Source organism: Ornithinicoccus hortensis, assembly GCF_006716185.1.
GTDB lineage: Bacteria > Actinomycetota > Actinomycetes > Actinomycetales > Dermatophilaceae > Ornithinicoccus > Ornithinicoccus hortensis.
In genome coordinates this window covers 3191967-3207121 of record NZ_VFOP01000001.1, presented here as the reverse complement: position 1 = coordinate 3207121, position 15155 = coordinate 3191967, and the positions used below count along the sequence as shown (strand labels likewise).

9 protein-coding genes are annotated in these 15155 nt (G+C 73.4%); 3 read left to right on the top strand and 6 right to left on the bottom strand.

Features of this window, described 5'->3' with window-relative positions; translation table 11 throughout:
- Positions 1 to 5: 5 nt before the first annotated feature.
- The gene (locus FB467_RS15005; RefSeq protein WP_141785818.1) at positions 6 to 743 is read right to left on the bottom strand and encodes an eCIS core domain-containing protein; all 738 of its coding nucleotides are present in this window, start codon (positions 741 to 743) and stop codon (positions 6 to 8) included.
- Between the two features lie 180 nt (positions 744 to 923).
- On the opposite strand from FB467_RS15005, the gene FB467_RS15000 reads away from it, so the two are divergent.
- From FB467_RS15000 to FB467_RS14990, 3 genes are read left to right on the top strand one after another with little or no spacing between them, the layout of a single operon-like run.
- A complete protein-coding gene (locus tag FB467_RS15000; protein WP_141785817.1) occupies positions 924 to 1952 on the top strand; it encodes a hypothetical protein in 1029 nt (342 codons plus the stop codon).
- The gene (locus FB467_RS18810; protein ID WP_141785816.1) at positions 1949 to 6352 is read left to right on the top strand and encodes a hypothetical protein; all 4404 of its coding nucleotides are present in this window, start codon (positions 1949 to 1951) and stop codon (positions 6350 to 6352) included. Before FB467_RS15000 ends, FB467_RS18810 begins: the two co-directional genes overlap by 4 nt.
- Positions 6349 to 8412, top strand: a complete 2064-nt coding sequence (locus FB467_RS14990) for a hypothetical protein (RefSeq protein WP_141785815.1) — start codon at positions 6349 to 6351, stop codon at positions 8410 to 8412. Before FB467_RS18810 ends, FB467_RS14990 begins: the two co-directional genes overlap by 4 nt.
- A gap of 21 nt (positions 8413 to 8433) precedes the next feature.
- On the opposite strand, the gene FB467_RS14985 is transcribed toward FB467_RS14990, so the two are convergent.
- The 5 genes from FB467_RS14985 to FB467_RS14965 are packed head-to-tail and all read right to left on the bottom strand — an operon-like array spanning position 8434 to position 15113.
- Positions 8434 to 9102, bottom strand: coding sequence for a hypothetical protein (locus tag FB467_RS14985; protein WP_141785814.1), 669 nt, complete (start codon positions 9100 to 9102; stop codon positions 8434 to 8436).
- Positions 9103 to 9116: 14 nt separating this feature from the next.
- Positions 9117 to 10466: a hypothetical protein gene (locus tag FB467_RS14980; protein WP_141785813.1), complete on the bottom strand. Its 1350-nt coding sequence runs from the start codon at positions 10464 to 10466 to the stop codon at positions 9117 to 9119.
- Positions 10463 to 12400, bottom strand: a complete 1938-nt coding sequence (locus FB467_RS14975; protein WP_141785812.1) for an Hsp70 family protein — start codon at positions 12398 to 12400, stop codon at positions 10463 to 10465. Before FB467_RS14975 ends, FB467_RS14980 begins: the two co-directional genes overlap by 4 nt.
- Positions 12400 to 14442 carry an ATP-binding protein gene (locus tag FB467_RS14970; protein ID WP_141785811.1) on the bottom strand — a complete coding sequence of 681 codons (2043 nt, stop codon included), beginning with the start codon at positions 14440 to 14442 and terminating at the stop codon, positions 12400 to 12402. Before FB467_RS14970 ends, FB467_RS14975 begins: the two co-directional genes overlap by 1 nt.
- Positions 14439 to 15113, bottom strand: a complete 675-nt coding sequence (locus FB467_RS14965; RefSeq protein WP_141785810.1) for a Pvc16 family protein — start codon at positions 15111 to 15113, stop codon at positions 14439 to 14441. The genes FB467_RS14970 and FB467_RS14965 overlap by 4 nt, the downstream gene beginning before the upstream one ends.
- Positions 15114 to 15155: the final 42 nt, after the last annotated feature.

Sequence of the window (15155 nt, the reverse complement as noted above, 5' to 3'; positions counted from 1 at the left end):
GCTCCCTAGCCGGTCGGCTCTTCGGCCTCTTCTTCGGGCGCCTCCTCGCGCTGGACCGCCATGGCCTGCACGGGCTCCTCTTCCTCCTCGCCCTCCTGGCGCTGTATGCCGAGGGTCGGCTCCGTGGTGGCCCGCTGCACGGAGGACGGTCCGGCTGCGGTGTGCTCGTGCGCGGGGGCCGACATGGCCCGCTCGGCGGTCGCGGCCGCCTCCCGCTCGAACCGGTCTCCCGGGTCGCTCACCGCGATGCCGCCCCCGGCGGACGTCCCGTCGACCGGGCCGGAGCGCTGCTGGACGACGTGGGTGAGCTCGTGGGCGAGGGTGTGCTGCCCGGCGCTGCTCGACGGGTCGTAGGCATCGCGCTGGAAGACGACGTGCGAGCCCACCGTGTAGGCGTGCGCGTTGACCGACGCCGCCGAGGCGTGGGCGGCCCCGTCGTCATGGACCCGGACGTCGGAGAAGTCGTGGCCGAGCCGGCTCTCCATGTCGGCCCGCACCGGTTCCTCCAGCGGTCGGCCCGGTGAGTTGATGACGTCGTGCACGGGCGATCGCTCCTCCTCCAGCACGGAGGTGACGCCGGCGTTGCCGGCGGCCCGCTGGAGGCCGACCAGGTCGGCGGGGGACAGCACGTCCGTGCGACCCGCCACTGCGGCGTGGGCCGCGGCGCCGGTCGGCTCCTCCTCGATCCGGGCTGACTTGGGACGCAGCGAGGTGTCCTCGACGTCATGGCCGTGGTCGCGCATGGTGGTTACCTCCGGACGCGTGTGCCTCCCAGCCTGGTGCGTCCGCAGCCCGCGCGCGAGGAACTTCCAGACTCCCTCGGGTGCAGCCCTGGTGGCCCGTTGGGGCAGCGACCCGCGGCGTCGGGGCACACCTGCGGCGGACCGCCCCCGCGGGCTCGACCGCGGGGCTACCGTCGCCGCATGGACGTCGGACAGCGTCGCCGACACGAGCCGGGCACCCCCTCCCTGGGCAGGGCACTCCTGGCGGTGCTGGCCGCCCTCCTGTTGGTCTCGGGCCCGGCCGCGGCCGCGGCCCCGGAGGGGGAGGAGGATGCGCCGTCCGTGGAGTGGCAGGCCGCGATCAACGGGCGCCCGGTCACCGAGATCGACTCCAACGACCCGGTGCGGCTGGACCCGCAGGAGGGCGCCACGCTCACCCTCGACCTGACCAACACCTCGCAGCAGGAGGTGACCGTGCGGAGCGTGCGCCTGGACGGCAAGGTCATGGGGCTGACCATGTACAACTTCACGACCCGCATCGACCTCGTGATGCCGCCGAACAGCCAGACGACGCGGACCATCGACATCGACCTGATCGACCTGTCCGGGCAGGCCACGGGGCTCATCCCGTCCCGGCTGCTGCTGCTGGACGACGAGCGCAATGTCCTGCAGGAGCAGTCCTTCCCGGCCGACGTGCGGGGTTCCGCCAACTCCGTCTACGGCGTCTTCGGCATGGCGGTGCTCGGCATCACCCTCGTGCTGCTGGGCACCCTGCTGTTGGCGATCCGCCGCACCCAGCTGCCGGAGAACCGGTGGCGACGGGCGATGCGCTTCGTGCCCGCCGGCCTCGGCCTGGGTTTCGTGCTCACCTTCACCCTGTCGGCGACCCGTCAGCTGGCCCCGAGTGCCGGGTCCTGGACGACCGTCGTGCTGTTGTGCGCGGCGGGCGCGATGGCGATCGGCTACTTCCTTCCGATCGGGGTGGCGGACGACCAGGACGCCTCGGACGACCACGGCGACACGGACGACGACACGGACGACGACGGGGAGGACGGGGGACAGGACGGCGGGGAGGAGGATGACACCGCCACGTTGGAGTCGGTCGGGGCCGAGCACGCGTCCGACGGTGCGACGTCGGCGGGCGTGCGGGCCGACGGCCACTGGTGGACCAGTGGCGACCAGGGCCCGGCCGCGGCCGACCAGCCAGCGACACCCGAGGACGACTGGTGAGCGGCCGGCAGCTCCGGGCCGGCCTGGCCGGACTCCTGGTCCTCCTGCTCCTGGCCTTCGCCGGTGCAGGGACGGTCCTGGCCAGTGAGCAGCTCACCGACTCACCGGTCGCCGCACCCGGTGAGGAGACCCCGGGGGGAGAAGATCCGGGGTCGGGGGACGGCGATCCGCCCGTGATCGTGCCACCCGGTGAGGTGGTGCTGCCGGAACCGCCGCCCGAGTTCGCGCCCCCCGAGACCGAGCCGCCCGCGGAGGTGGCCCCTCCGGAGGTGGAGCCCCCTGTCGAGGTCGTACTGCCGGAGCCGCCGCCCGAGGGAACGCCGCCGGACGCACCCGTCGAGGGAACGCCCCCCGAGGCGGAGCCGCCCGCGGAGGTCGGGCCCCCGGACGCCGAGTTGCCTCCCGACTCCGAGCCGCCAGCGGAGATCGTGCCCCCCGAGGTGGAGCCACCCAGCGGGATCGCCCCGGCGCAGGTGCCCGAGATCGTCATCGACCCGGTCGATTCCAGCGGACCCACGGGGACGGTGGTCACCTGGATGGCGATGGTGACCGTGGACGGGGAGCCGGCGATGGACGCCGAGATCGAGTTCCGGGGGACGATGGACGGCCAGCCGGACATCGTGGAGACCGGGGTGGTCGGGAGCACGGGCGAGGCGATGCACTCACACACCAGGGAGGTTGCCGGGACGGAGACCCTGCAGGTGACCGTGACGGCGGGGGAGGAGACCGGGACCGCCACCACGACGTTCGTCTGGCAGGAGCCACCCCCCGAGCCCGTGGTGGAGCTCGACCTGGTGCCCTTGGACTCCAACGGTCCGGTGGGGGTGGATGTGACCTGGAGCGCGACCGTCACCGTCGACGGTGAGCCGGTGGACGGGGCGGCCGTGTACTTCTACGCCACGATGGACGACGACACCGTGCCCCAGGAGGAGTTCACCGACGGGAACGGGGTGGCCACCTTCGTGCACACCCGAGAGGTCCCGGGGGTGGACAACATCCTGGTCGAGACCTTCGCCTTCGAGGACGTTTCCGTCGAGACGACGTTCACCTGGCGACAGCCGCTGGGGGTCACGCTCTCGCCGGAGTTCGGCAGCGGTGAGCACGGGACGGATCAGACGTGGTCGGTGTCGGTGATGTCCGGGGAGGAGGGGGAGGTCGCCGGTGCGGAGGTGGTGTTCCTAGGGCAGCTGGACGGTGAGCCCGACGTGAGCGAGACCTTCACCACCGGCCCGTCAGGAGTGGTCGAGCACACGCATACCCGGGATGTCGTCGGGACGGAGTCGTTACTGATCACGGTGACCTACGGCGAGGAGACCGTGTCCGTCACGGGCTCCTTCGACTGGGTACCGGTGGTCGAGCTCGACCTGGTGCCGTTGGACTCCAACGGTCCGATAGAGGTGCCGGTGACCTGGACCGCGACCCTGACGGCCGACGGGGAACCCCTGGCCGAGCAGTGGGTCAACTTCCACGCCTGGCGGCAGGGCGACGATGGCGGCGAGGGGCAGGAGGCGATGACCGACGAGGACGGGGTGGCCACCTTCGTGCACACCCGGTCGGACCCGGGGGTGGACGACATCGTGGTCGACACCTTCGTCTTCGAGGAGGAGTTCGTCGAGACGACGTTCACCTGGCGGGAGCCGCTGGGGGTCACGCTCTCGCCGGAGTTCGGCAGCGGTGAGCACGGGACGGATCAGACGTGGTCGGTGTCCGTGGAGTCCGGGGACGACCCGGTGGCCGGTGCGGAGGTGGTGTTCCTCGGGCAGCTGGAGGGTGAGCCCGACGTGACCGAGACGTTCACCACTTCATCGTCAGGGGTCGTCGAGCACACGCATACCCGGGATGTCACCGGGACGGAGTCGTTGCTGGTCACGGTGACCTACGGCGAGGAGACGGTGTCCGTCACGGGATCCTTCGACTGGGAGCCGGTGGTGGAGCTCGACCTGGTGCCGCTGGACTCCAACGGTCCGGTGGGGGTGGAGGTGATCTGGACCGCGACCGTCACCGCCGACGGTGAGCCGGTCGTCGGGCAGTGGGTCGAGTTCTCCGCCACGGGTGAGGGGCTGGAGGCGATCTGGTACCTCGGCGAGACCTCGGCAGACGGCACCGTCCAGTTCGGGCACAGCAGGAGCGAACCGGCGGTGGACGACATCGAGGTCCGCCTGTTCGAGGAGGACACGGCGGTCACGACGACGTTCACCTGGCGGGAGCCGCTGGAGGTCACCCTGTCGGCAGGTGGCGGGAGCGCGGAGGTCGGCACCCTGGTGGAATGGACCGTGTCGATCACCTCCGGTGGGGAGGGTGTCGAGGGGGTCAGCGTGGGTTTCCTCGGCCAACTCGCGGGCGAGCCCGACGTCGAGGAGACCGTCACCACGGACTCTTCCGGACTCGCCACCCACACGCACACCCGGGAGGCGGCAGGGACGGAACTGATGACCGTTGCTGCGACCTACGGGGAGGAGACGGTCACCGTGACCGACTCCTTCGTCTGGGAGGAGCCACCGCCGCTCCTGGAGATCCAGCTCGAACCCGAAGACGCCTCCGGCTGGACCGGTGACCCGGTGACGTGGACCGCCACCGTCACGGCCGACGGCGAGCCGCTCGGGGAGACGTGGGTGACGTTCAGCGCGTCCATGGAGGGAGCAGAGACCGTCTACCTGGAGGACCTGACCGACGACGACGGCACCGCCCGGTTCGAGCACACCAGGACCCAACCGGGGGAGGACACCATCTGGGTCGGCGTGGAGGGCCTGGGCCAGGAGGTCTGGGCGGAGACCACGTTCGTCTGGGAGGAGCCTGTCCCTGTCGTCACCCTGACCCAGAGCAGCGGCAACGGCCAGGTCGGCACGCCGTTGACCTGGACCGCGACCGTCACCAGCGGGGACGACGGGATGGCCGGGGTCCCGGTGCGCTTCCTCGGCCAACTGGCCGGACAACCCGATGTCGACGTCACCATCAGCACGGACGCCTCGGGCATCGCGACCCACACGCACACCCGGTCGGTGGCCGGGACCGAGAGCCTCCTGGTCGCCGCGGACGTGGACGGGGAGGTCGTGTCGGCGACGGGGTCCTTCGTCTGGGAGTCCCCACCCGCTGTGCACCTCGACCTCACTCCCGAGGACGCCGCCGGTCCGGTCGGCGAGGCGGTCGAGTGGGTGGCGACGGTCAGCGCCGACGGCACCCCGCAGCCGGGCCAGTCGCTCATCTTCACCGCGTCCACGGCCGGTGCCGACGACGTGACGGTCGAGGGTGTGACGGGGGCGGACGGCACCGCGGTCTTCGCGCACACGAGGGCCGCCGCGGGCGTGGACAGCATCACCGTGCAGGGCGTCGTGCTCGGCCAGGAGGTGTCGGCGACGACCACCTTCACCTGGCAGGCCCCGCCGCCGGTCCTCCAGGTCGAGGTCACCCCGGCGTCCTCCAGCGGCGTGATCGGCAGCGCTACCACCTGGACGGCGACGGTGACCCTCGACGGGGCGCCCGTGGAGGGAGCCAGCGTCGAGTTCCTCGGCGTCCTGCCCGGGACGACCGACATCCTCGACCCCGCGGTCCTGACCGATGACTCCGGGGAGGCCGCCCACGGTCACACCCGTACGGTCGCCGGGACCGAGACGGTGACCGCCACGGCCACGCTCGACGACCTCACCGCGACGGCCTCGGCCCAGCGGACCTGGACGACCGCGGCCGAACCGCCCGCTCCGCCGGTCCCACCCGTCATACCGCCACCCGGGCCACCCGTCACGCCACCGCCCGTCACGCCACCGCCCGTCACGCCGCCGTCGGGTCCGCCACCCGTGGGCCCGCCGGCCACGACACCGCCCGCGTCACCGCCCGCGACGACGCCCCCGGCCGTCGTGCCACCGGTGACCGTGGCGCTGCCGGTCCCGGCCCAGCCCCCGGCCGCGGACCCCCCGAGTGTCGGGGACATCGTGGACATCATCGAGGACCCGGGGACCGATGACGGCGACACGGTCGCGGCACCGCCCGAGGTGCCCACCGCGCCGACGACGCCCACCACGACGACACCTCCGAGCGTGCCCCTCACGAACGTGGCCCTGGGCAGTCATTCGGCGACGCCGGGGGGCGACCTCGAGGTCAGCGGGTCCGGGTGCGCACCGGGCAGCACCGTGCAGATCCTGCTGGGCGGTGAGCCCCTGGCCACCGCGACGGCGGACGCGAACGGGGACTTCACCGCACGGGCCGCCGTGTCCAGCATGCCGCTGGGGCAGTATGCCGTGGACGTCGAGTGCGAGGGGAGGACCGGCGCGGCACAGGTCGACCTGGTCTCCACCGTCGCGTCGTCGACGGCCCCGGCAGCGGCCGCCTCGGCCGCAGCGGTCCTGACCTTCTTCGTCCTGCTCGGCGCCGGGGTGATCAAGGGGTCGGTCGGCTCCGCCGGGTGATCAGGGTGACCGACCCGGCTCCCCACCGTCCGGCCGACGCGCGCGTGCGACCGGCACCGCTGTGCCGCCTCGCGGACTGGGCGGTGCTCCTGCTGGTCCTCCTCATCCCGCTGGCCACGGTCGGGTCCGTCATCGCGGTGACGACCGGTGGTCCGGCCGCGGCGGACACGGCCACGTCGGGCCCGGACGCCACGGTGTCCTGCCCCGCCGTCGGAGGGGAGTCGTGGTTCTGGGCGCCGTCCCTGGGCCTGCCCCAGCCGGGGACCCAGGTATCGGTCGGGGAGCCGATGGCCCTGGAGGCCTACCCCGACCTCGAGGGCGGCGACTTCCTGGTGCGCTTCCGGGCATCCACGGGCGAGACGGTCTGCGCCGATGTGCCGTTCGGGACCGCGGCGGCCTCGATGACCTTCAGCACGCCCGGTGACCGGACGGTCGTGGCCACCACGCTGTCCCGCTTCCCGACGTGGGGCCCCGACGGGCCGCAGCCGTGGTACGAGAGCCCGCCGTCGGCGGCCGTGCCCGTCACCGTGCTCCCCGTCGTCCAACCGGACGTGGCCATCGCCCTGACCCCGAAGAGCGGCACCGGTGAGACCGGGACGTCCCGGCAGTGGGTGGCCACCGTCACCGCCGACGGCAAGCCACTGGCCGAGCAGCAGGTCTCCTTCCACGCCACCATGTCCGGGGCGCCGGACGTGTCGTTGCAGGGTCAGACCGACGCATCGGGCCAGGCGTCCTTCCAGCACACGAGGGCCACCGCCGGCCAGGACGCGCTCACGGTGAGCGTCACGGCATACGACCAGACGGCCACGGACTCGGGGAACTTCACCTGGATTGCCCCGGCCGGGCCGCTGAGCGTGCAGCTGACCACCAGCGGGACCAGCGGCGTCGTCGGGTCGCCGCTGGAGTGGACGGCCACGGTGACCACCGGTGGGACGCCCGTGCCGGGAGCCAGCGTCCGCTTCCTGGGGCAGCTCGGCGGCCAGCCGGACCAGGACGTCACCCGGACCACCAACGCCGCGGGCGTGGCGACGCACTCGCACACCCGGACAGCGCCCGGGACGGAGGCGCTGTCGGTGACGGCGACGGCCGACGGGCAGACCGCCACCGACTCAGGATCGTTCACCTGGCTGCCGCCGCCCGGGACCCCCGATGTGGAACTGGTCCTCACCCCCGTCGCATCCGGGGGGACGGTCGGCAGCACGGCGGTCTGGACCGCGACGGTGACCCTGGACGGCGAACCGGCCCCCGGCATACCGGTCGACTTCCGGGGCACCCTGGCCGGTGCTGCCGACGTCGTGGAGAGCAACGTGCTCACGGACGAGGACGGCCGGGCCAGGCACTCGCACAGCCGGTCCGTCGCCGGCACGGAGACGCTCACCGCCTCCGCCACCCTGGCCTCGACCGACGTCACCGACGAGACGACGTGGACCTGGACCGCGGGGCCGACGACGTCGACCACCGGGACGACCACGGGCCCGCCGGACACGTCGACCGGGACCACGTCGACGACCCCCGGCTCCCCGACGACCACAGGGCCACCGACGACGAACCCCCCGAGCACCACCGGTCCGCCCGGGGAGACCGGTGCGGACTCCGCCACGGACACCGGCGGCCCCACCGGCGAGGACGACGGGCCGCCACCCACCCCGATCCCGCCCATCGACACCCCCGAGCCGCCACCGGCGGACGCCCAGCCGATCGACGCCGTGGACCTGGGCCGCCGGTCGGTGATCCCGGGTGGTGACCTCGCGGTCAGTGGCGCCGGCTGCGCCCCGCGGAGCACCGTGGAGGTCCTGCTGGCTGGGGAGGTCCTCGCGACGACCACCGCGGACGGCACCGGCAGCTTCACCGTCCGGGCGCCGGTCGCCAACGTGCCGCTGGGGCAGTATGTCGTCCGCATCCGCTGCGGGAACGGTCACGGGGAGGCGGTGGTCGACCTGGTCTCCACGGTCGCCTCGTCGACGGCGCCCGCCTCCGCCGCGTCGGCGGCCACCGTGCTGACCTTCTTCGTGCTGCTCGGCAGTTCGATCCTGAAGACGGGGACCCCCGCGGGAACCTGAGGGCTCGCGGGATGCCGGTCCTCAGCCCCGTGGGGACCGGAGGTGGGCCGCCTGCTCGGCCAGCAGACCGTCGAGGACGGGCAGGTCGTGCCCGTCCACCTGCAGGGGGCTGACCGCGGAGGGGCGCGGGGACGGATAGGCAGGCGTGTCGGGGCTCTCGAGCCGGTCGCACCCGAGGGACACCCAGTGGGCCGGGAACGGTGGTGCGACGGAGAAGGTGAGCAGCGATGCGTTGGAATCCTCCGCCACGGCGCCCTCGGGTTGCAGCACGAGGGTCCGGAGCTCCCCACCGGGATCCTGAGTGGCCCACCCCCGGGCGGCGAGGTCCTGCTCGTTCAACTGGTGCAGTCCCGAGGTGTCCCGACGCGGCGCCGCCAGCTCGGCCCGCCACCGGGCCAGGAGTGCCCGGAGCCCGGTGAGGCTCTCCTGGTCGAGCAGGATGTAGCTCGGGGCCGTCCCGAGGGCGTCGCCGTCGGGTCGCAGGTCGTCGTGGTCGACCGTCGCGAAGTGCAGGGTCAGCACCGATGGCTCCGTGCCGTGCCGACGACTGACGATGATCGGCCAGGGACCGTCGCCGGAGGTGTCCCGGGACCGGGTCGAGACCTCGTGCACCGTGGCCAGCCCGCCGAGGCGTATGCCGTATCGCCGGGCAGCGTCCTCGGCCGGCACGTCGACCCACGTCGAGGGCATCTGTTGCTCCTTGCTCACTCCAGCACGGCGGTGGCTCCGCCGTCCTTGGTGCTGAACTTGAACGCTTCTCGTTTGGCCACGTCCCACCCCACGAACGCGATGGGGATGTTGTCCCTGCCCGCCTGCTGGTAGGCGTAGAGCCGCCGGTTGTCCAAGGTGTAGGTCATCCCGTCGATGAGGTTGTTGGAGGTGGACATCCCGTATGGCGTCTGCCCGGCGTGCGCTACGTGCTGCTTTCGTTTGACGAAGACCCTGATCGGGCCGCCCGGGATCATCCAGGTGGGCTCGTCGCGGAGTCTCTTGATGTTGTCCTTCACCGAGTATCCCTCGCCGAAGCCGGAGATGTGGGCCTGGGTGAATCGGATGGCCTTGGGGTGCGCCTTGGGCCCGAGGTACTGGGCGGCGAGCGACTCGCTGGACAGGCGGACCTTCAGCTCCGCGATGCTGGACCGCCCGGCCTCGCGGGCCAGCAGGTCGGCGGCGTCGGCGGGCCTTCCGAACGGGAGTAGATGTTCCAGGCCCTTCCCCCGGAGCGCCTGCGGGTACTTCACCACGATGGGTTGTAGCTCGGCGAAGGTGGCATAGGTCAGCATCTGGGCCAACACGCCCACGTCGAGTGACAGGGCCGACAGGGTCTTCAACTGCTCCAGCCCTCCGGCATCGGCGATCGTGCCCAGGATGAACCGCGCACGTCCTCCCGGCACCTGGGGGGTGTGTTGCAGGAGGGAGAGGAACAACCCGCCCACGACCTCGTGGAGCTGCCGCAGCGCGGCCACGTCGGTGTCGAGGCGCAGGAGCCCTTTGACGTTGCCCCCGTGGGGCAGGCCCGTGAGCCGCTCTTGCAGGCCCCGCAGGCCACCACTATCGGGCGCGAGCAGTGCCTCCACCGCGGTCGCCTCACTCTTGGGCCCGAGATAGGCGATGAGCTCGGTCGCCGGCATCTGCGTCAGCAGCCCGATGAGGGCGTCCGCGGTGCCGGCCGCAGTCCTGTCCTCGCGGGTCAGGAGACCGAGTAGCCGGGTCAACTGATCGGAGCTGTCGGTGTGGCGGGCCAACGTGGTCAGCCGCTCGATGGTCTTGGCCTTCGTGCGCCGCCCGGTGGGCCCGCAGAGCGCGAGCAGCTCCGCATAGTTCGCCGGGTAGGTCTTCTGGTATGCCGCCAGGTCCCATTCCCGCTGCACCTGGATCAATGCGGCCGAGGCCGCATTGCCCGCGTCGCGCTGCAGGGACGGGAGGTCGGCCGGTCTGATGGTCGGGGCGTGGGCCACCCGGGGTCTGCGGTCCGGCGCCGGTCGGCCGGACCGTTGGGGGACAGCCCGTGCGGGTGCCCGGCTCGTGGGGACCAGGGCGCGGTCGGACGTCATGGTCGCCTCCCTCTCGGGGCGCCGGCGGTGCCCGTGCCAGCCCGGGCACGGTCCCCCTCCAGCCCGAGCGGCAGTAGCCCCCCGGCGAGCGCGCAGCCGGCGAGCAGGAGACCCACCGATACGGGGGAGAGCAACCTGGCGCCCAGGATCCACACCGTGAGCAGGAGGACGAGGCCCAGGACGGCACCGACCGCACCTAGCCCGATGACCGTGCGGGTGGTGACCCGACGTTTCCGGCGCAGGACCGGGCGGAGCAGCGACTCGGCATACGCGGCGGCGAACAGCAGGCCGAGCACGAGGACGGCACCGGGCAGGCTGAGCAGGCGTGCCCAGGGCGCTCCCTCAGGCGGGCGCAGCCGAGCCTCGACGTCCACGGACTCCCCGGACGCCGAGCTGACGGAGGCACGCAGCGGCCCGACGGTGTAGATCCGCGCCCCGCTCAGGTTCACCGTCTGCGCGTCGGTGACCACGCCGGATCCGGCGGGCAGGTCCTGGCCGGCGAGGGTCAGCTGCAGGGTTGAGCCGGCGGGGATGCCCGGTCCGTCGAGGGTCGCTACCTCGCGCCCGGCATCCAGCTGGGCGGTGACGTCGGGGTCGGCGGCCGTCGGGCCGACCATCGCGGCGACGACCGCCAGGGCGGCCAGGCCCCCGGCCACCAGGTGGGCGTGTCGGACCAGCGGACCACGGGGCGCGGCGGGTGCCTGCCGGGCCGCGGTGGTGTCGGGAGCCGGGGCACCGGCGGGGCCGGACGGGGCGGCGGGTGCGGCGGCGGCCGGGGAGCCTGCCGGCGCGGCGGTCTCTGTCGACCCGCCCCGTCGCGTCGGGGTCGGCGGGGCAAGGGCTCCGGACACCTGGGCGCCGACGATCGCCGCGCCCAGCGCCACCCCGTGCTTGGGCTGGGCGCTGACCGCGACCGGCCGACCCAGTCGGCGGGTCAACAGCTCGGTGACCAGCGGGATGCGGGCGGAGCCGCCGACCAGGAGCACCGAGCCGAGGTCCGCGGCGGTGAGCTCGGCGCTGGCTAGGGCCCGCTCCAGCGCGGAGACGGTCTCCTCCAGGGAGGGTCGGATCAGCTCCTCCAGCTCTGCCCGACCCATCCGGACCGTCCGGTGCTGACCGGCGAGGTCGACCGGGATCGAGACCTCGGTGTCGACCGAGAGCGCCTCCTTGGCCTCGGTGCAGTCGCGCCGCAACCGGGACAGCGCGGTCAGCACCGCGTCGTCGTCGGGGTCGACGTCGCCGCCGAGGTCGCCGAGGGTGGCCCAGACGTGCTGGAGCACCGCCGCGTCGAAGTCCAGGCCGCCGAGGTGCTCGATCCCCTCCGGGGTGCCGTGCAGGGTGAACTCGGTCGGACCGTCCTTGCGCAGGACCGCCGCGTCGAAGGTGCCGCCGCCGAGGTCGTAGACGGCCAGGGTGTCCCCGGTGTCGTCGCGCTCGGTGGAGGCGAAGTGCACCGCCGCCGCGGACGGCTCGGTGCAGATGACGACGGACCCGACCCCCGCCATACGGCCGGCCTGCTCCATCAGTTCGCGGCGGTAGGGCCCCCAGTTCGCCGGGCAGGTGAGCACCACCGTCCCCGGGGCACCGCCCTGGCCGGCGCTGACGTGTGCCACGACCCAGGAGAGCAGCTGGGCGGTCAGCGCATGGGCCGACATCGGCGTCCCGCCGACCAGGATGCTGGTGTCGTCGCCGATCCGGCGCTTGAACTCGGTGGCCAGCCTCCCCGGGTCCGCGGCACCGCGGCGCACCGCCGGCTCGCCGACGAGGAACTGCCCGTCCTCGGCGCGGAACAGGGCGGACGGAATCTGCGGGCTGTGGTCGCCCAGCGGGACGATCTCGGCTCGCCCCTCGCGCCAGACCGCGGCCGCGGTGTAGGTGGTGCCCAGGTCGACCCCGAGGCTGTAGCCTCCGCCGGTCCCTCGTGCCGTGGCCATCAGCGGAGCAGGGTCAGGTAGTCGCCGAACTCGCGCTCCAGCACGAGCCTGCCCAGCTTGCGGTACTCCTGCTGCACGGCCGCCACCAGCTCTCCCATGCCGACCGGCCGGCCGGCGGCCGCCGCGAGGTAGGCGGCGGTCGTCGAGGCCGCGCGGATGTCACCGCCCGCCAGCTCGAAGGAGCGCGCGCAGAAGCCGAGGTCCAGGTCGTCGGCCACCGGCAGCGGTGCGGCCAGGCAGCGCGCCCACAGTTCCCTTCGCAGCTCCTCGGTCGGGGCGGGGAAGTCGATGATCGCGTCCAGCCGGCGGGTGAACGCCTCATCGATGTTGGCCCGCAGGTTGGTCGCCAGCACCGCAAGTCCGTCGAAGGACTCCAGCCGTTGCAGCAGGTAGGCGCTCTCGATGTTGGCGTAGCGGTCGTGCGCGTCCTTGACCGAGCTGCGCTTGCCGAAGACCGCGTCCGCCTCGTCGAAGAAGAGCACCGCGTTGACCCCGGCGGCCTCGGTGAAGATGCGCTCCAGGTTCTTCTCGGTCTCCCCGACGTACTTGTCGACGACCGTGGCCAGGTTGACCGTGTAGAGGTCGAGCCCCAGGTCGCCGGCGATCACCTCGGCCGCCATCGTCTTGCCGGTCCCGGAGTCGCCGGCGAACAGCGCGGTGATGCCCACCCCCCGCCCGCCCCCGCGCCGCATCCGCCACGTCGTCAGGACGGTATGCCGGTGCCGGGCCCGGGCGGTGACGTCCCGGAGTGCGGTGGCCACCGCGGGCGTCACGACGAGGTCGTCCCACCCGACCTCCGGCTCGATCCGGCGGGCCAATCGCTCCAGCCCGGCGGCGTTCTGCGCCTGGACGCCGAGCCGCAGGTGCTCGGGGCGCAGGGGTGTCCCGTCCGCCGCCGCGGCGGTCCGGGCCGCCGCGACCGCGCGGGCGACCTGCGCCGGGGCCAGCGCCAGGTGCTCGGCGACGCCGTCCAGCGCCCCGATGTCGGAGTCCAGGTAGCGGGCCCACACCCGGGCCCGGTCGGCGGGCTCGAGCGGGGTGACGGTCAGGCTCAGCGGCGTGCCGCCGGCCCACCGGGGGTCCCACGAGTCGTGCCCGGTCAGCAGCACCGGCACCTCGGCCGTGGTGAGCACCCGCAGCGCCTCGGGCGCCGCCGCGGCCAGGACCTCCACCGGGCCGGCGACCAGGCCGGCACCCCCGAAGAGCGCTTCGCGGCGGGCCGAGCGGAGCAGCTCGACCGGGGCCGGGTGCTCGGGGACCCGGGTGAGGTCGATGGCCACGGTGCCCAGACCGGCTTCCGCCAGGCCCGCGGCGGCGACCGACGCCCCGGTGCCGGGCGCGTGCTCGCGCAGGTGCAGCAGGCGGGCCCCGGACCCCAGGGCGCGGCTCAGCCGGGTGGCCAGCGGCACCGGGTAGGGATGGGCCTCGAGCAGGTAGGGCACCAGTTCGGGGGCCGGGTCGGGGTGACCGAGCAGGTGCGCCGTGACCCGGTCGGGCACCCGCAGCGCCCGGGTGAGGAACGGTCGGTCCTCGTCCTCCACCCGGAGCAGGCCGAGACGGACCAGGGGGCTCGCCGGCCCGAGGCGGGCGCGGGCACCGGCATCCTCCGGGGCGGCCCCGACCACCTCCAGGGCCAGACCGGTCGTCGCCCGGCGTCTACTGACGTCGTCGTTGAGGTAGCCGTAAAGGCGCTCGAACCGGCTGTCCAGGTCGGGGAGCAGGGTGGTCAGCACCAGGTCGAGGTCCAGGTCGTCCAGGCCGGCGGTCCCGGCCAGCCGGCGCAGCAGCAGCGGGTGACCCCCGGCCTCCAGCTCGTCGCCCAGGGCCTGCACCGCCCGCCGGCCGGCGTCGTCTGCATCCGGCCCGGACGGGACCGGGGCCAGGAGGCGTGCTGCGGCCTCGTCGCTGACATACAGCCCCCGGAACGGGTCGTCCGGCTCGGGGTCGTCGGCCTGCCGGTGCCGCACCAGGGTGCGCACCCGGTCCTCCAGCAGGGCGAGCCGGGCGCGCAGGTACTGCAGGTCGGGTCCCGCCGCCGTCATGGCTTCTTCTTCGATCGGCGCGGGGTGGTGCGGGCCATCGCCGGGCGGGCGGCGCGCCGGGTCGCCGCGTTCTGCGGCTCCCCGCGGGGTGGCCCACCGTCGAGGCCGCCGAGCGCCACCCGGGGGGCCTCCTGCACCGGCGGCCCGGTCTCGAAGCCCTGCCCGGTCTCCAGCGGGGCCGTGACGACCAGGTCCAGCGAGGGCTTGAGCTCGCCGCCGAGCGCGGTCCAGACGTCGGCGAAGGACCGGTCCTCGGGCGGGGGGAGGGCGATGGTGATCGTCACCGGGATGTCGGTCTCCGCCAGCGACCCGGTGAGCAGCTCGACCGGCATCCGCTCGAACCGGAGGAAGGACTCCAGCAGGTGGGACAGCAGCCGGTGCTCGTCCTCGGGCCGGGCCGTCCAGGCGGTGATCAGGTAGGACAGCTTGAACTGTCGTGCCGGCAGGTGCCGGCCGATGATCACCTGGTCGGGGGAGTACTCGTTGACCATGCCCCGGGCCCGTCTCCGCAGGTCCTCCCGGATGTCGTAGAGGTAGACGTCGATGGTGGGCGCGCTGCGCCGCCCCGCCCACTCCTTGGTCGGGGCATCGAAGACGACCTCGACGTCCTTCGTTCCAGTCGCCTCCCGCTCGATCAGCGACTTCACGGCGGAGTCCACCTCGTGGATCACCCTCGCAGTCTGGCCGCTGGTGACCCGGTGGGGAACCGGCCG